Annotated in this window: 14 protein-coding genes; 6 read left to right on the forward strand and 8 right to left on the reverse strand. The window is 69.7% G+C overall.

Going from position 1 to position 16,188, the window contains the following annotated elements; genetic code table 11:
- Positions 1 to 97 precede the first annotated feature (97 nt).
- The 4 genes from BJ987_RS11270 to BJ987_RS11285 all read right to left on the reverse strand — a co-directional run bounded on the left by BJ987_RS11270 (position 98) and on the right by BJ987_RS11285 (position 3,818).
- Positions 98 to 880, reverse strand: a complete 783-nt coding sequence (locus tag BJ987_RS11270; protein ID WP_209887871.1) for an ABC transporter permease — start codon at positions 878 to 880, stop codon at positions 98 to 100.
- Entirely contained in the window at positions 877 to 1,893 is a 1,017-nt protein-coding gene (locus tag BJ987_RS11275; protein WP_209887873.1) for an ATP-binding cassette domain-containing protein, read from the reverse strand. Before BJ987_RS11275 ends, BJ987_RS11270 begins: the two co-directional genes overlap by 4 nt.
- Positions 1,890 to 2,615 (reverse strand): hypothetical protein, encoded by a 726-nt coding sequence (locus BJ987_RS11280; RefSeq protein ID WP_209887876.1) that lies wholly within the window; start codon positions 2,613 to 2,615, stop codon positions 1,890 to 1,892. Before BJ987_RS11280 ends, BJ987_RS11275 begins: the two co-directional genes overlap by 4 nt.
- A gap of 180 nt (positions 2,616 to 2,795) precedes the next feature.
- A complete protein-coding gene (locus tag BJ987_RS11285) occupies positions 2,796 to 3,818 on the reverse strand; it encodes a glutathione S-transferase family protein (protein ID WP_209887879.1) in 1,023 nt (340 codons plus the stop codon).
- Positions 3,819 to 3,856: 38 nt separating this feature from the next.
- Between BJ987_RS11285 and BJ987_RS11290 the strand changes: the two genes are divergently transcribed.
- Entirely contained in the window at positions 3,857 to 4,651 is a 795-nt protein-coding gene (locus BJ987_RS11290) for an enoyl-CoA hydratase/isomerase family protein (RefSeq protein WP_209887882.1), read from the forward strand.
- Between the two features lie 118 nt (positions 4,652 to 4,769).
- Positions 4,770 to 5,978 carry a class I adenylate-forming enzyme family protein gene (locus BJ987_RS11295; protein ID WP_209887884.1) on the forward strand — a complete coding sequence of 403 codons (1,209 nt, stop codon included), beginning with the start codon at positions 4,770 to 4,772 and terminating at the stop codon, positions 5,976 to 5,978.
- Between the two features lies 1 nt (position 5,979).
- Here BJ987_RS11295 and BJ987_RS11300 read toward each other — a convergent pair whose 3' ends face one another.
- On the reverse strand, positions 5,980 to 6,723 hold the full coding sequence (locus BJ987_RS11300) for a tyrosine-protein phosphatase (RefSeq protein ID WP_209887887.1): 744 nt from the start codon (positions 6,721 to 6,723) through the stop codon (positions 5,980 to 5,982).
- Positions 6,724 to 7,095: 372 nt separating this feature from the next.
- Between BJ987_RS11300 and BJ987_RS11305 the strand changes: the two genes are divergently transcribed.
- Both BJ987_RS11305 and BJ987_RS11310 read left to right on the forward strand, forming a co-directional pair.
- Positions 7,096 to 7,575 (forward strand): TetR family transcriptional regulator, encoded by a 480-nt coding sequence (locus BJ987_RS11305; protein ID WP_245365905.1) that lies wholly within the window; start codon positions 7,096 to 7,098, stop codon positions 7,573 to 7,575.
- Between the two features lie 48 nt (positions 7,576 to 7,623).
- Positions 7,624 to 8,793 carry an amino acid deaminase/aldolase gene (locus BJ987_RS11310; RefSeq protein WP_209887890.1) on the forward strand — a complete coding sequence of 390 codons (1,170 nt, stop codon included), beginning with the start codon at positions 7,624 to 7,626 and terminating at the stop codon, positions 8,791 to 8,793.
- Between the two features lie 35 nt (positions 8,794 to 8,828).
- On the opposite strand, the gene BJ987_RS11315 is transcribed toward BJ987_RS11310, so the two are convergent.
- The 3 genes from BJ987_RS11315 to BJ987_RS11325 form a co-directional block, all read right to left on the reverse strand.
- A complete protein-coding gene (locus tag BJ987_RS11315) occupies positions 8,829 to 9,152 on the reverse strand; it encodes a hypothetical protein (protein ID WP_209887893.1) in 324 nt (107 codons plus the stop codon).
- A gap of 118 nt (positions 9,153 to 9,270) precedes the next feature.
- The gene (locus BJ987_RS11320) at positions 9,271 to 9,894 is read right to left on the reverse strand and encodes a phosphoribosyltransferase (protein WP_209887896.1); all 624 of its coding nucleotides are present in this window, start codon (positions 9,892 to 9,894) and stop codon (positions 9,271 to 9,273) included.
- Between the two features lie 56 nt (positions 9,895 to 9,950).
- A complete protein-coding gene (locus tag BJ987_RS11325; RefSeq protein WP_209887899.1) occupies positions 9,951 to 10,805 on the reverse strand; it encodes a carbon-nitrogen hydrolase family protein in 855 nt (284 codons plus the stop codon).
- A gap of 62 nt (positions 10,806 to 10,867) precedes the next feature.
- Between BJ987_RS11325 and BJ987_RS11330 the strand changes: the two genes are divergently transcribed.
- Both BJ987_RS11330 and BJ987_RS11335 read left to right on the forward strand, forming a co-directional pair.
- A complete protein-coding gene (locus BJ987_RS11330; RefSeq protein ID WP_209887903.1) occupies positions 10,868 to 12,715 on the forward strand; it encodes a DEAD/DEAH box helicase in 1,848 nt (615 codons plus the stop codon).
- A 105-nt stretch (positions 12,716 to 12,820) separates the two neighbouring features.
- Positions 12,821 to 16,186, forward strand: a complete 3,366-nt coding sequence (locus tag BJ987_RS11335; protein WP_307869571.1) for an AAA domain-containing protein — start codon at positions 12,821 to 12,823, stop codon at positions 16,184 to 16,186.
- The last annotated feature ends 2 nt before the right edge of the window (positions 16,187 to 16,188 follow it).

Here is a 16,188-nt window from a genome sequence, read left to right on the forward strand (position 1 = left end):
GCACCGGTCAACATCGCGACCTGGGCCGGGATGCCTGATATTTGCCACATCTTGATAAAGCTGGCGGCCCCGGAGCAGGCCAGGTGAGCACGCGGACTCAGAATTCGCGGCTGCGCACGGCCCACCAACCGCCGCCCGCGACGCCGGCCGTCCACAGCAGGAGCACGATCATCGCGGCGGGAGTCGGAGCCAGGAAATCGCTGTCCGGGAACGATCCGGCGGCGACGGCCGCGATCGTCGCGGACCCGGGCAACAGGGTGACCAAGCCCTCGAGACCCAGCACGCCGGCCACCAGCCAGACGAACGGTTCGGCGAGCAGCAGCCAGCCCAGCACGATCGCGATGGCCACGGTCGGCTTGCGCAGGATCAACGCCAGCCCCGCGCCGAGCAGCGACCAGCACACGACGGCGAGCAGACCGCCCCCGAGCACCGTGACCAGCCGCAGCCCGAATTCGGTCTTGCCCCGGCCGAACCCGAACAGGGCGGCCGTGCCGACCAGTTCCACCGCGACCGCCGCCGCCAGTGCGAAGGCCCCGATGACCAGGTATTTCGCCGCGACCAGACGGTCCCGGTCCAGCGTGAACAGCGCCGTCACCGGCATGGTCTGATAGCGGTATTCGGATCCGGCCGCCGTGGCGCCGAAGTAGGCGGCGCCCAGGATGGCGGCGACGATCCCGACATACAGCCCGACCGACGCGCCACCGGTGACCGGATTCGCCTTGGGGTTCGCGGGCCCGGCCATCAGCGCGGTGACGGTACTCGCTACCAGGGCCACGGCGGGCAGCAACAGCGCGAGCATCAGGTTCGGGCGCAGCGTGGTGGCCTTGCGGACCTCGGAGTTCAGCGGCGGCAGGAGCTCGGCGGGCAGGACGGTGATCATCGTGGAATCCCGTGGGGCTGAGGATGGGCCGGCATGCCGCCGGGCGGCGGCTGCACCCGGTTCGGCGCGGGCACATACATGGTGGCGGACGCGGGCCGGACCGGTCTGGTCAGCGAGGCGAGCACCCGGTCGGGGTGGATCAGGTCGGCGGTGATGCCGTCGATGCGCACCTTCGCCGCCTGCGCCGCGTCCCGGATCTGGGCTTCGGTCGCCTCGGCCACCGCGAGTTTGCCGTCCGGGCGCATCACCGCGTCGGTGTACCCGCGGGCGGCCAGCACGGTGGCCAGCGCTACCGGGGTCGAGGCCGTCACCACGAGCCGATCCGGATGACTGCGGCGCAATTTGGCGGGCGTGCCCTGGTAGACGATCGCGCCCTCGTTCAGCACGATGACGTTGTCGGCCATCGGCACCACCGCCGCCAGGCCGCGGCTGGACAGCAGCGCGGTGCCGCCGCGCTTGGTGTGCCGTTTCAGGAAGTCCTGCAACCAACCACGTTCGGCGGGGTCGAGCCCCTCGATCGGGTCGTCGAGGATCAGCAGCGGCGGGTCGGCGAGCAAGGCCGCGGCCAGCGCCAGCCGGGTCTGCTGGCCGGGGCTCAGCATGCCCGCCCGGATCGGCGCGAAATCGGTGAGGCCGACGATGTCGAGCACCTCGTCGGCGCGCTCGTCGGAGACCCCGGCGGCCGCCGCGTACACCCGCAGGTGATCGCGGGCCGAGCGCGCCGGGTGCAGTCCGCGCGGGACGACCACGCCGCCGACCGGTGACCCGCCGCCCAGTCCGGCCGCCATGCCGGGCCGGCCCACCGAAGCGGTGCCGGAGGTCGGGGGGAGCAGGCCCAGCAGGATGCGCAGAATCGTCGACTTGCCCGCGCGGGCGGGACCGACCAGCGCCGTGGTGGTCCCGGCATCGACGGTGAAACTGACGTTCTCGACCGCGGCGAGTTCGCCCACCGCGCCCGGAGCGAAACGCTTGCTCAGCCCGCGCACAGCGAAAGCGGGTGTGGTTGTTGTCATTCCGGCTTGGCGTTGGTCTTGCGCGCGTCCAGCGCGGTGAGCGGATCGGCGTCGACGATCATGTGCCGGTCCGGCGGCCAGGTGACCGGCGCCGCGCCGAAGGCCTGGTGCGCGTTCTTGATGGTGGTCTTGCCCAGGGTGCGGTTGCCGAAGCCGCCGATGGCCGCGCCGATGCCCATGGGCAGGATCTTGCCCGCCATCAGCGCCATCCGCTTGGTCAGGAATCGGATGATGAAACGCTTCATCAGCGAGTCGTTCATGGCGGAGAGGCCCGGCACCTTGTTGGCCAGCAGCGTGCCCCAGTTCTTGGCCGAATGCCCGACCGTGCGTTCCACGATGTCCATGCCCTCGCCGCCGAGGACCACCGCGAGCACCAGCGCGCGGCGCTGCTCCTTGGCCTCGGGCGCGACGCCGTGCACCGCGGCGACGGCGAGAGCGAAGAGTGCGGAGGCTTCCAGGAAGAAGGCGGTTTCCGCGGTGATGGTCGCCATCGACGCGATGGTGCCGACGCCGGGCACCGCCGCGGTCGCGCCGGCCGCGGTGCCGCTGCCGGTGACGGCGAGCAGATACTGCCGCTCCAGGCGCGCGATGACCTGCGCGGGCGTCTCGTCGGGGTGCGCGCGCCGGATGCGGTCGACGTATTTGGCCACCGCGGGCGCCTGCAGCTTCGACCCGTTCTCGAGTAGGGACACCACGGTCTTCTCGAACGCGCCATGCCTCATGGCAACACCCCTCAGTCAATTGTTCCGGTCACTTCGCAGGGCTCCGCTTCGGGCGCCCAGTCGCAGACCAGCCGCTGGCAGAACTCTATGGCACCGGCACGGTGCCGGCCCAACACGACAACGAACCGCGATGTTCCTGCGGTTCCCCGTGCGGGGTCGGTATACCCGTCTCGACGCGGCTTATCGCTGAGCGATCTCGGGGACTTGTTCCGACCGCGGCGGCGGCGGTGGCGGCGCACCGTCACCGAACGGCCTGCCGCCCAGTGCTTCCCGGCCGTGCGGGGACAACCAGTTCGACAGGTCCGGGCCTTTCGGCACCACCCGGGTGGGATTGATGTCGGTGTGCACCACGTAGTAGTGCGTCTTGATCTGACCGAAATCGATGGTGTCGCCGAAACCGGGCGTCTGGAACAGATCCCGGGCGTAGGCCCACAGCACCGGCATTTCGGTGAGCTTGCTCCGATTGGTCTTGAAATGGCCGTGATAGACCGGATCGAAACGCACCAGCGTGGTGAACAGTCGCACGTCGGCTTCGGTGATGGTGTCCCCGACCAGGAAGCGCTGATTCGCCAGCCGCTCCGAGAGCCAGTCCAGCCGGGCGAAGAGCCGGTCGTAGGCGGCCTCGTAGGCGGTCTGATCGCCTGCGAAACCGCACCGGTAGACGCCGTTGTTGACGTCCTTGAACACCACGAGATTCACTTCGTCGATCTCCGCGCGCAGCTGCTCCGGATACAGCTGGGGCGCGCCCGCGCGGTGGTACGCGGTCCACTCGGTGGAGAAATCCAAGGTCATCTGGGCGTAGTCGTTGGTGACGACCTGGCCGGTCGGCACGTCCACCAGGGCGGGCACGGTGATGCCGCGCGGATAGTCCGGGAACCGGGCCAGGTAGGCGTCGCGCAGCCGGGGGATGCGGAGCACCGGGTCGACGCCGCCCGGGTCGAGATCGAAGGTCCAGCTCAGCTTGTCGTGGGTGGGGCCGCAAAGGCCAAGGGAGAGCACGTCTTCCAGGCCGAGCAGGCGGCGCACGATCAGGGTGCGGTTGGCCCACGGGCAGGCCCGCGCCGCGACCAGGCGATACCGGCCCGGTGTCACCGGGTACCCGTCCCGGCCGTCCGCGGTGACGCGGGTGGTGATGTAGTTCGTATCCCGTTTGAACTCGCCGGGCTCGACATAGGAACCGCTGTCGGAAGCTGTCTCGGTCACCCGGCCATCCTCGCAGACGCAGGCTCTAGTCTGGCCGAATGAGTGATTTGAAGGCCACCCGCCTGGAACGCGAAACCACCGACGGCGGGGCGGAGATCGCCGTGCTCACCCTGGCCAATCCGCCGCTGAACCTGTTCGACCAGGCCATGTTGGACGCGCTGGTCGCCGACCTGGCGGAGCTGACCGCCCGGCCGCCGCGCGCGGTGCTGATCCGCGCCGAGGGCAAACTCGTTTCCGGCGGCGTGGACGTGCACGTCTTCGACGGGCTGAGCGTCGAGCAGGGCGCCGAGCTGTGGCGCGAACTCTTCGCCCAGATCATCCATCCGCTGGAGGCGCTGCCGTGCCCGGTGGTGTTCGCCGCGCACGGGCTCACGCTGACCGCCGCCTTCGAGATGGCTCTGGCGTGCGACATCATCCTCGCCGCGCCGAAGGCGAAGTTCGGGCTGGTGGAGACAGTGGTCGGCCTGACTCCGTCGATGGGCGGCCCGCAGCGGCTGGCCGAACGCGCCGGTTCCGGCCGGGCCCGCGAGTTCGTCATGACCGGTGACCTGTACGACGCCGCGACCATGGCGGATTGGGGCGTGGTCAACGCCGTGCACGACGATGTCGACACCGCGGCACGGCAACTGGCGCACCGGCTGGCCCAGGGCCCGACCAAGGCGCACGCGGCCACCAAGGAAATCATCGGCGCGTGGCGTTCCGGCGGTGTGGCACACGCGGATTCGGTGACACCTGAGGTCTCGGGCGCTTTGTTCGCGACCGAGGACCTGAAGGGCGCGGTGCGCAGCTTCCTCGAAGTCGGGCCGGGCAAGGCGACTTACACCGGTCGGTGACCAAATGCCCCCCGCGGTTGTGATCGGCATCATATAGTCGCCTCGGGGATGGCGGCCGGCGGCAGTCGGCCGGGCGGGTAGGACGTGCCTGCTGAACCGAGGCACCGCGGAGGACGAAATGTCGCAGCAGTTGTTGATCGAGTACCCACTGAAACCGCCTGCCGCCAGTGCGAATCCGTTGGCGCGCGGCGCCGACGGCGTCCTGCGCTACGGGAACCTCACGCCCGCCCTCACCGAATTGCTCGACCTGCAAGTCCACGCCTTCGCCACTCGGGAGGCCGTGGTCGAGATCGGCGGCCCCCGCCTCACCTATCGGGAGCTGTGGCATTCGGCCTCCCGGGTGGCGGGCGGTTTGCAGGAGCACGGCATCGGCTACGGCGACCGGGTCGCGATCCACCTGCCCGCCGGTGTGCGCTGGGTGCAGGCGTTCCTGGGCGCGCTGCTCAGCGGCGCGGTTCCGGTGCTGGTCCCGGACGGCCTGCCGGCGGCCGCGGTGCAGCGCGTCATCGACGACAGTTGCGCGGATTTCGTGCTCGGCGGCGAGTTGCCCGATGCCGCCGCGTTCATCGACGACGGTGCGGCGCTCGGCGATCTGGCGCTGCTCTGCTACACCTCCGGCACCGCCCACCCGCGGGGCGTGGAACTGACCAACGAAAACTTGCTCTCCGCGATCCGTTCGGTGGTCGGCGCGCTGGACCTGCCCACCGACGGCCTGCGCAACCTGGTGTTGCTACCGCTCGCGCATGCCAGCGGCTGCGTCGATCAGCTGCTGCCCACCTTCGCCGTCGGCGGCACCGTGGTGCTGGTTCCCGATACCGCCCGGCTCGCGGAATCGGTGGCGGCGGAGCGGATCGACATGGTCTCGGCTACCCCGCGCATCTTCGCGCGGTTGCTGCCGGAACTGGCGCGCCGACCCGAGGATCTGCGCACCGGGGGCGTTTCCCGGATCTGCAACGCGGGCCACCGCGCCGAGCGCGCGGCCGCCGCACCCGGCGACCTGGCCGACGCCCTGCGCGAGATGTTCCCCGCCGCCCGGCAGTGGTCGGTCTGGGGCGCCACCGAAACCAGCGGCATCGGCCTTGCAGTCGATTCCGAAGCCGCCGCCGATCCCGGCAGTGTGCTCGGATTCCCGTTCGGCGGAACCGAATTGGCTTTGTACGGCCCGCGCGCGGGCAGCGGCCACGGCGAATTGCTGTGCCGCGGCCCCAACGTCACCCGGCGCTACTGGCGAGATCCGAACGCCACGGCCGCCAGGTTCACCGGCACCTGGTTCCACACGGGGGACCAGGTGACCATCGACCCCGACGGCCTGGTGCGCCGCGGTTAGGTCACTCGAGCATGCGACGCCGCAGTTGAGCGCGCAGGGTGGGCGTGATGCCGATCTCGCCGAGGTAGTTGTCGAAGCCGCCGTAGCGCGCTTCGACCGTTCCGATCGCGGCGGTCAGGTACTCGGCCCGGACGCCCAGCAGATCGTCGGAAAGTTCTTCGCCCGCCGCGAGTTTCGGGGCCAGCATGGCGCGCAGCATGGGGACCGCCCCGTTGCTGAGCAGGTAGTCGGCCAGGATGTCGGCCTCGGTGACCTGTACCGCGCGCAGCAGTGCCGCGACCGCCCAGCCGGTGCGGTCCTTGCCCGCCGCGCAGTGCACCAGCGCCGCGCCCTCGTCGCGCAGGATGGAGTCGGCGAGGGCGCGGATCGCGGTGCCCGACTCGGGGAGCACGGGGAACTCCCGATACACCTCGAGCATGTGCTCGAAGGCGGAGGTGGTCTGAGCGTCGTGCGGGGGCGCCTCGCCCATCCGGGAGTCGAACGGGGTGACGTGCAGCCGCACCTCGGTGGGCAGATTGTCGTGACCCATGTGCTCGATTTCGCGGAGGCCGCGCAGATCGTGCACGTCACTGACGCCGAGCTGGCGCAGGCCGGCGTGGCCGTCGGCGTCCAGGCGGCTGAGTTGGGCCGATCGCAGCAGGATGCCGGGGCGGACCTTGGCGCCGTCGACGGTGCGGAGTCCGGCGACGTCACGGAAGTTGAAGGTGCCGGGTATGGGGAACTGATCACTGGGCGGGGATGTCACCGACTCAGGCTAACGGCCGCTCGGGTCTCGCGCGGCACAGTGATATGGCATCGGTCACACCTGTGGGGCGTGTTCGCGGTGGACACTAAAGTGTCATTTGGTGCGTTAAGGGCCCTGGATTTGGGCGGCACGCAGCGACCTAAATAGATACCAACTGGTCGCAACCCCATCCCATTTAGGTAACAAAACATTCTTCCGGTACGTAATTACCCATTGAACCCATTCTTAAAACCGGAAAACCCTTTACCATTGATCCATGTTGGACCGGGCAGCCCGGGGATCGCAGCACCAGGATCCCGCGCGGACCGCCCGCCAAGTTCAGCGAGTCGCGCCGACGAGGGTGCGCGAGATCTTTCGCCGAGGGAGCCATCGTTGAGCGCACGTGGAGAAACAGTGGAGAGCCGGGTCCGTCCGACCATCTGCGAGGCCGTCGAGAAGGCGGCCGCTTCGCTCGATTTCACGGGAGTGCGCGCCCTGCGGGTGCTGCTGCACGCCGGGGTGAGCGCCTACTGGCCGCTGGTCAAGGCGGCGCCGGGCAAGCAGATCCGGGCCTATGAGTCGACCGTGCAGACCCTGCGCCGACGCTGGGACGTGCAGCCCGACTGCGTGCCCGACCCGACCACTTCGGCTCGGTTCCAGGAGATGGACAGCGAGGTCGCGGTGTTCTTGGAGCTGTGCGCGCAGCGATCGGGCACCCAGTGGCTCGAGCCGGTGGAGTCCATCGCCTGCTACGCGGTGTCGGTATTGCATGGCACGGTGCTGCGCTGGCTGGCCGACTGCAATGACGAGACCACCCTGGTCGTCCTCGACGATCTCGTCAGCGGACTGACCACCCGGGCCGCCGACGCCTGATTCGCGTTTTGCTGGACGCATGACCAGTTTGGTGGTTGCATAGCTGATGTGACTTCGCCTGTAGCCGGCCTGCACGCCGCGACCGCCGACCTGGACCCGCCGCTGGCCGCCCTCGATCTGGCCGTGCTGCGGGCCAACGCCGCCGACCTGGTGCGCCGGGCCAACGGTGTCCCGGTCCGGGTGGCCAGCAAGTCCGTCCGCTGCCGCGCGGTCCTCGAAGAAGTCCTCGGCTCCGGCCTCACCGCGGACGGCGGTTTCGCGGGGATCATGGGCTACTCGCTGCGCGAAGCCCTGTGGCTGGCCCGGCTGGGCGCCCGCGACATCCTGCTCGGCTACCCCACCGTGGACCGGGCCGCACTCGCCGAACTCGCGGCCGACCCCACCCTGCTCGAGTCGATCACCCTGATGGTCGACGACATCGCCCAGCTCGAGCTGATTCGCTCGGCCGTCGGCAGCGCCACCGTACAGCCGCGCGTCTGCCTGGACGTCGACGCCTCCTTGCGCATCGGCCCGATCCACCTCGGGGTGCGCCGTTCCCCGATCCGCACGCCGGAACAGGCTGCGGCACTTGCCCGTCAGGCGGCGCAGCGCGGTTTCCGAGTGGTCGGCGTGATGACCTACGAAGCCCAGATCGCCGGTCTGCCCGACTCGAATCCCGCTGTGCGCCTGGTGAAACGGGCCTCGGCGGCCGAAATCACCAAGCGCCGCAAGCAAGTTCTGGACGCTGTCCGCTCGGTCGCCGGAAAACTGGAGATCGTGAACAGCGGCGGCACCGGGTCGATCGAAGTGAGCATCGCCGACCCCGATGTCACCGAGGTGACCGCGGGCTCGGGTCTCTACGTCCCCACCCTGTTCGACAACTACCGCGCCTTCACCCCGCGTCCCGCGCTGTATTTCGCCACCCCCGTCCTGCGTAAGCCCACGCCCTCGATCGCGACGGTGTTCGCGGGCGGCTACATCGCGTCCGGACCGGCCGGTGCCTCCCGGGTCCCGAAGCCGGTGTGGCCCAGCGGATTACGCCTGATCGGCACCGAGGGCGCCGGTGAGGTGCAAACCCCGCTGCAAGCCGCCGCCGGGTTGCGGATCGGTGACCGCGTCTGGTTCCGGCACGCCAAGGCGGGCGAACTGTGCGAGCGTTTCGACCAGATCCACCTTGTCGACGGTGACGCCCGCAGTACGGTCCCGACCTATCGCGGCGAAGGAAAGTGCTTCGGCTGAGCCGTTTTCCGGCACTCGTCGCGACCTGCCCGGCCTCAATCCCCGGCGCGAGGCGGCTGATCGTGACGGTGTCCGGCCTCGTCGGCCGCCTCGGTCCACAATTCGAAACCCGGTGTGACGTCACCATTTTGGTGGCGGCGGGTACGCTCCCGATGCGCCGCCAGGTAGTCGGGGTCTTGCATGCGCTGAGCGGATCCTTTGATCAGCAAGCTGACCGCCTCGGCGTGATCCTTGCCGCAGACCGACCAATCCTCGCCCGGATAGAAGGCGTGCACCGATCCGTCCGACAACGGGACGAACTGCGGTCGCTGCACCACATGGGCGCCGTCCTCCGGAGTGAACCGCGGGCGCTGGGACATCCCAGACCTCCCTTCTCGACCGGCACGGTTCCCTACCGCGCCGTGACGGCACCCATACTGGCGGGCGCGCAGGGGGCTGGACAATCCCCGGCACGCGGAGGTCCGGAAATGTCCGCCCCTAGCGGAGCAGCGCGGTGACCTCGTCGTCGGCGAGCTGGTGGAAGTCCCGGTACGCGGTACCCACGCCGCCGAGCGACTCGGGGATCGAGGGACAGACGAGTTCATCGCACTCGGTAGCCACCCGGGTCACGGCTTCGGTGGAGGACACCGGCACGGCCACGACGAGGCGGGCGGGGTCACGCATGCGCGCTACCCGGCAGGCGACCACAACCGTTGCGCCGGTGGCCATTCCGTCATCGACGAGCACGACGATCCGACCGGCGAGCGGAATCGGCGCGCGGTCGCCACGCCAGACGGCGCGCCGCCGCTCCAGCTCCACGCGTTCGGCATGCTCGATATCGGCGAATTCGCGGGGCGCCACCGAGATGTGCTCGAGCACGTCCCGGTTCAGCACGCGGGTGCCGTCCTCGCCGATCGCGCCCATCGCCAGCTCCGGCTGCCACGGCACACCGAGCTTGCGGACGAGCATGATGTCGAGCTCACCGCCGATGACATCCCGGACGCCCGCGGCCACTGGCACCCCGCCGCGCGGCAGGCCGAGCACCAAGGGAACCGACGCGCGCAGGTGCGTCAATTCGGCACCCAGCGCGCGACCGGCAGCTGCCCGATCGGTGTAGATCATCGAGGTAAAACGCTACGCCCGCCGGTTGCCCGGGCGCCACCCCTCGGCGCATCCGGTCACGCACGCGCCGTGACGGCGAAGCGGCGCAAGGCCAAGCTCGGATTGGTGGCGCGGACGGCCGCGAGGTGCGCCAAGTCCACTTCGGCGGTGCCGACGCCCGGCTCGTCGCCGAGTTCGGCCAGCACCTTCCCGGCCGGGTCGATGATCATCGACGAACCCGCGCCGCGCGATCCGCACTGGTCGGCGCCGAGCACGTACACGGTGTTCTCGATGGCGCGGGCCCGCAGCAGCGTCGTCCACTGGTCGACCTTCCCCGGGCCGGGAATCCACTGCGCGGGCAGCACCAGCACGTGGGCGCCCGCGGCGGCGAGGCGGCGGAAACCCTCGGGGAAGCGCAGATCGAAGCAGGTCTGCAAGCCGAAGGTCACTCCGTCGACGGTGAACGTCGCGGGCTCCTCGATCTCCCCGGCGTGCACGACATCCGATTCCAGGTGCCCGAACGCGTCGTAGAGATGCACCTTCCGGTACCGGGTGACGAGTTCACCGGCCGGGTCCAGCACGACCAGCGTGTTACGGATCCGGCCCGCGTCGGTCTCGTCCTGCTCGACCATGCCGGCCACCAGATGTACCCCGAACTCCCGGGCGATCGCGCCCAGTCCGGTGACGAACTTCCCGGTCAGCGGCTGAGCCACCGCGACCACCCGCTCGTCGAGCCGGGAGACCGCGAACATCGAGTACTCGGGCGCCACCACCACCCGGGCGCCACGCCCGGCGGCGGTCTCGACCTGGTCACGCAAGGCCGCCAGGTTGGCGGCCGGATCGGTGCCCGGCGCGAATTGGATGACCGCGACCGGCACGGGGCCTGCCGCCGCGGCCGGGTCCTGATGTGCGGGCGAAGCATTCGGAGCCATAGGTCACACCGTATTGGGCCGGTGGCCGGGACATCTACCCGAAGCTAGTAAACTCCTGGTCAATGAGCACCAATGAGGTCGATCCGGGGACGGCAGACGGCGAAGCCGGCGGGATGGGTGAGCCGAGCGTTGTGAATGATGTTCCTGGCGACAGCGACAGGAACAGCAGCGACGGCCCGACCTTCGCCGATCTCGGAATCGATGACCGCCTGCTGGCGGCCATCGCCGACGTCGGCTACGAGTCACCCTCGCCCATCCAGGCCGCGACGATCCCGCCGCTGCTCTCCGGCGCTGATGTCGTCGGCCTCGCGCAGACCGGTACCGGCAAGACGGCCGCTTTCGCGATCCCGATCCTGATGGGTCTGGAGATCACCGGCAAGTCCCCGAAGGCCCTGGTCCTGGCGCCCACCCGGGAGCTGGCGATCCAGGTCGCCGAAGCGTTCGGGCGCTACGCCGCGCACATCCCCGGCTTGAATGTGCTGCCCATCTACGGCGGCCAGGCCTACGGCGTGCAGTTGTCCGGCCTGCGCCGCGGCGCGCACGTCGTGGTCGGCACGCCGGGCCGCGTCATCGATCACTTGGAGAAGGGCACGCTCGATCTCTCCGAGCTGCAATACCTGGTGCTCGACGAGGCCGACGAGATGCTGAAGATGGGCTTCCAGGAGGACGTGGAGCGCATCCTCGCCGATACGCCGCGCACCAAGCAGGTGGCCTTGTTCTCCGCCACCATGCCCTCGGCAATCCGCAAGATCTCCAAGCAATACCTGAACGATCCGGTCGAGATCACGGTCAAGACCAAGACCACGACCAACGTCAATATCAACCAGCGCTGGGTGCAGGTCTCGCACCAGCGCAAGCTCGACGCCCTGACCCGCATCCTCGAGGTCGAGACGTTCGAGGCGATGATCATCTTCGTGCGCACCAAACAGGGCACCGAGGAACTCGCCGAGAAGCTGCGCGCCCGCGGGTTCTCCGCCGCCGCGATCAACGGCGATATCGCGCAGAACCAGCGTGAGCGCACCATCGGGCACCTGAAGTCCGGCGCGCTCGACATCCTCGTCGCCACCGACGTGGCCGCGCGCGGCCTGGACGTGGACCGCATCTCGCACGTGGTCAACTACGACATCCCGCACGACACCGAGTCCTACGTGCACCGCATCGGCCGCACCGGCCGCGCGGGCCGCAGCGGCGAGGCGCTGTTGTTCGTGGCGCCGCGCGAACGGCATCTGCTCAAGGCGATCGAGCGCGCCACCCGGCATCCCCTGGCCGAAATGCAACTGCCCAGCGTCGACGACGTGAACGCGCAGCGCGTGGCCAAGTTCGGCGATGCCATCACCGAGAACCTGTCCTCGGACAACGTGGCGTTGTTCCGCCGGCTCATCGAGGATTACGAGAGCGAGCACAACACGCCGCTGGTCGACATCGCGGCGGCGCTCGCGGTCAGTGCCTACGACGGCAAGAACTTCCTGATGGAACCCGAGCCGGAGCCGATCGAGCGTCCCCGCCGCGACCGGGAGCCGCGCCCCGATCGTCCGCGCCGCTTCGACGAGGAGCGCTCGGGCTCCAGCTTCTCCCGCACCTCCGGCGCCGAACTGGCGACCTACCGCATCAGCGTCGGCAAGCGCCATCGCGTGGTGCCCGGCGCGATCGTCGGCGCCATCGCCAACGAGGGCGGACTGCGCCGCAGCGACTTCGGTCACATCAGCATCCGCCCGGATCACAGCCTGGTGGAACTGCCCGCCGACCTGCCGCCGGAAACCCTGGAGGCGTTGCGCCGCACCCGGATCAGCGGGCAGCTGATCCAGCTGCAACTGGACGACGGTGGCCCGCAGGCACGTTCGTACAACCGCGGCCCGCGCCCGGATCGGGCTCCGGCCAAGCGCACCGAACGGCGTAAACCGCGCTCCTGATCGGGCGGCATCCCGCAAGGAGACGCTGCGCGTCGCGGTATCGGACCGACTGGCTAAGGTGTTGCGGTCCGTGTCCGGCGAAGACACAGGAGGCCGCGTTTGTTCGTGTTCGGTGATCGTGTCGTTTGCACCGCCGTGGATCTGGTACGCGCGGCGCGTTGTGAATTCGAGCTGCTGCGGACGCTCGACGCCCAACTCGGTTACCTGAGTGGTTCGGCGGCAGCGGATTCCGCGGCACCGACGCTCGGGGGAGTCGTCGCCGACACCGATCCGGCCGCGTTGCTCCGGCTGGCGGATTTCCGAGAACGTTTCGGCGCCACCATGGTCGAGGTGCCCTCGGCGCGCTCGGATTCCGGTGATCCCGCGGACCGGGTCGCCGCGTTGCGGGCCGCGCACGCGGAAACCGTTGGCGCGCTGCGGTCGGGCGTGCACGTCATCGCCGGGGCCACCTTCTTCGACGGCGCGTTCGCCTGTTCGTGCGATTTCCTGGTGCGGGCGGGGCATCGCGTGCGCTACACCGTGCAGGGCACCGCGCCGGGCGAGGCCGAGTTGGTCGGCGCCGCACTCGAACTCGCCGCATGCGCGGATGCGCTGGACAGTAGCGGTGCGCTGACCGCACCCACCGTGCGGCTGTATCTGGATACGGCGGCAACGGATTTCCCGCTGACCGATCTGGTGCCCGTCTACCAGGCGCGACGGCGCAGGCTAGCCCGGATTCTGGACGAGAAACTGAGCGAACTGCTGCCCGTGCAGTGGGGGGATCCGCGCTATCTCGCCTGCGGCCGATGCGCGACGTGCAGCACCGCGCTGACCGCGGCGCGGGACTTGATGCTGGTGGCGGGCATGCCGAGTCCGGCGCGGGCGCGCTTGCGCGAAGCCGGCGTCGCGACCATCGACCGGCTGGCCGGCCTGGACGCCACCGTCCCCGGTCTGCCGCCCCGCACCTTCGCGACGCTGCGCCGGCAAGCTCGAATCCAGTTGCGCTCCGGTGTTTCCGGACCGCCCGCACATGCGCTGCTCGACGCACGCGCGCTCGGTGCCTTGCCGCCGGTGTCGCCCGGTGATCTCGCGCTGACCATCGAGGACGTGCCGGGGCAGACGTTCACCGTCGAGTTGGGTGGCGCGGGCGCGGTGCGGCTGTTGTTCCAGGTGCCGCCGGGCCCGGACGCGGACGTCGAACAGCGGCGGGCACTGGTCGAGGTGATCGAGTACCTGGCCCGGCAACGGCGGCAGTACCCGGCGATGCGGGTCTATCACTATCGCCGTGCGGTGCGCGACGCGTTGCTGCGCTGTACCGGAAGGCTCGGCGCCGGTGAGGAATTGGTCGAAGAGCTGTTGCACGCGGGCGTGCTGATCGATCTCTATCCGATCGTGCGCGCCGCGGTGGTGGTCGGTGCGCAGTCCTATCGGCTCGAGTCGTTGCGGCCGGTGCTGGATGCGGCGAGTACGGCGGAGCAGGACTGTGTCACCGTGCTACGCCTGCGGGATTGGCTGCTCGAACGCGCCGCCGAAGCCCGTCCGGACACTCCGGTAGAACCAGCGGGTTCGTGGTCTTCGGCACCGACCGGCGGCGACGATCCGGCGGTGGCGGCGCGTCCGTCGTCGCTGGAGGCGGCATTGACGGAATTCGCGGCGACGCACCGGCAGTCGCGGCCTACCGTCCGCGGCGAACGCAAAGCCGCTCGGGCGACGCCGCATCCGGCCGCGCTGATGGCCGCCGTGCTGGGTTATCAACGGCGGGAACGCCGGCCGCTGCGTCTGGCGCATGCCGACCGGCTCGATCATCCGGTGGACGAATGGGCCGAGGCCCCGGGTGTGCTCGTCGCCGACTGGGGCACCGTCGACACCAAATGGCACCACAGTCTGAACCGGCCGACCATGCGCCGCTATCTCACCCTCACCGGCCGGATCGGCACCGGCTGGGCGCACGGTGTCGCGCTGACGCCCGGCACCACCGTCTACACCCTCTACGACCGGCCGATGGCCGGCGAATCGGCCACCGCCGTCGGTAAGCGCGCCACCGCGACCGCCACCGTGCTGGGCTGTTCGGTGGACGCGAATTTCGACGACACGGTCCGGCTGGAGGAACTGCTGCCCGCCGGCTGCGCACCTTACGACGATCTGCCCACCGCGATCGCGCCGGGCCTGCCCGCCTGGGACGCGAATATCGAGAGCACGGTGGAACTCGCCGCCCAGCAATTGCTGGTGACGCTGCCCGAGATCCCGTGCGAGGCGGTGTTCGACATCCTGGCCCGGCGCGCGCCGCGGCTGCGGGGCGGTGGCGGGCTGCCGGAGGTGCACGGCGATCACGCCGCCGCGATCACCACCGCGATGCGCTATCTGGACCATTCCTATATCGCGGTGCAGGGTCCGTCCGGCACCGGCAAGACCTCCACTGCGGCCCGGGTGATCGAACGCCTGGTGACCCGGCAGAAATGGCGCATCGGGGTGGTCGCGCACGCGCATTCGACCGTGGAGAACATGCTCGACGCGGTCGTGGAGATCGGCGTGCTGCCCGAACTGGTCGGCAAGAAGGACGTCGAGGCGGTGAAACCGGAGTGGGCCGTGATCGACGCGGCCAAGTACCGCCGGTTCCTCGACAACGCGGTCAACGGTTGCGTAATCGGCGGCACCCCGGCGGATTTCGCCGACGAGAACCTCATCCCGCACGACGGACTCGACCTGCTGGTGATCGCCGACGCGGGCGGTTTCGCCCTCGCCGACACCGTAGCGGTCGGGCTGAGCGCGCGAAACCTGTTGCTGCTCGGCGATCCCGTGCCCACCGCGACCCAGGGCGCGCACCCCGAGCCGGTCGGGGAATCGGTGCTCGGCTGGCTCACCGAGGGCCGTGCCGTGCTGCCCGCCGAACGCGGCTACTTCCTGGATCGCACCTGGCGACTGCATCCGCGGGTGTGCGAGCCGATTTCCCGGGTCTGCTACGACAACCGGTTGCGCTCCAACGAAACCGTCACGCTGGCAAGGCAACTCGACGGCGTGCCGCCCGGGGTGGAGACCGTGCCGATCGAGCACTACGGCAATACCACCGAATCGGTCGCCGAGGCCAAGGAGGTGGTGCGCCGCATCCGCGTGCTGCTCGGCGCGTCGTGGACCGTCGGCGCGGTGACGCGGCGCCTGCATCCGCACGACATCTTCGTCGTCGCGCCCTACAGCGCGCAGGTCGGCCGGATCCGAACCCTGCTGGCGCGCGCCAAGATCGAGGATGTGCTGGTCGGCACTCCGGACCGGTTCCGCGGGCGCGAGGCCGCCGTGGTCTTGCTGTCGATGACCACCTCCAGCCCGGCCGACGCGCCCTTCGGCATGCCGTTCCTGTTGTCGCGCGACCTTATTCGTTCGGCCCTGTGCCGGGCGATGTGGAAGGCGGTCATCATCAGGTCGCCGCTGCTCACCGAGTACCTGCCGCTCACTCCGGCCGAGTTGCCCGATCTGGCGGGGTTCCTGCGGCTCAGCTGAGC

The organism is Nocardia goodfellowii (genome assembly GCF_017875645.1).
GTDB classification, from domain to species: domain Bacteria; phylum Actinomycetota; class Actinomycetes; order Mycobacteriales; family Mycobacteriaceae; genus Nocardia; species Nocardia goodfellowii.

Coding starts and splice junctions, on each gene's coding strand:
- BJ987_RS11330 (WP_209887903.1), top strand. CDS start 10,868: ATGAGCACCAATGAGGTCGATCCGGGGACGGCAGACGGCGAAGCCGGC.
- BJ987_RS11270 (WP_209887871.1), bottom strand. CDS start 880: ATGATCACCGTCCTGCCCGCCGAGCTCCTGCCGCCGCTGAACTCCGAG.
- BJ987_RS11320 (WP_209887896.1), bottom strand. CDS start 9,894: ATGATCTACACCGATCGGGCAGCTGCCGGTCGCGCGCTGGGTGCCGAA.
- BJ987_RS11315 (WP_209887893.1), bottom strand. CDS start 9,152: ATGTCCCAGCGCCCGCGGTTCACTCCGGAGGACGGCGCCCATGTGGTG.
- BJ987_RS11325 (WP_209887899.1), bottom strand. CDS start 10,805: ATGGCTCCGAATGCTTCGCCCGCACATCAGGACCCGGCCGCGGCGGCA.
- BJ987_RS11295 (WP_209887884.1), top strand. CDS start 4,770: ATGTCGCAGCAGTTGTTGATCGAGTACCCACTGAAACCGCCTGCCGCC.
- BJ987_RS11275 (WP_209887873.1), bottom strand. CDS start 1,893: ATGACAACAACCACACCCGCTTTCGCTGTGCGCGGGCTGAGCAAGCGT.
- BJ987_RS11290 (WP_209887882.1), top strand. CDS start 3,857: ATGAGTGATTTGAAGGCCACCCGCCTGGAACGCGAAACCACCGACGGC.
- BJ987_RS11280 (WP_209887876.1), bottom strand. CDS start 2,615: ATGAGGCATGGCGCGTTCGAGAAGACCGTGGTGTCCCTACTCGAGAAC.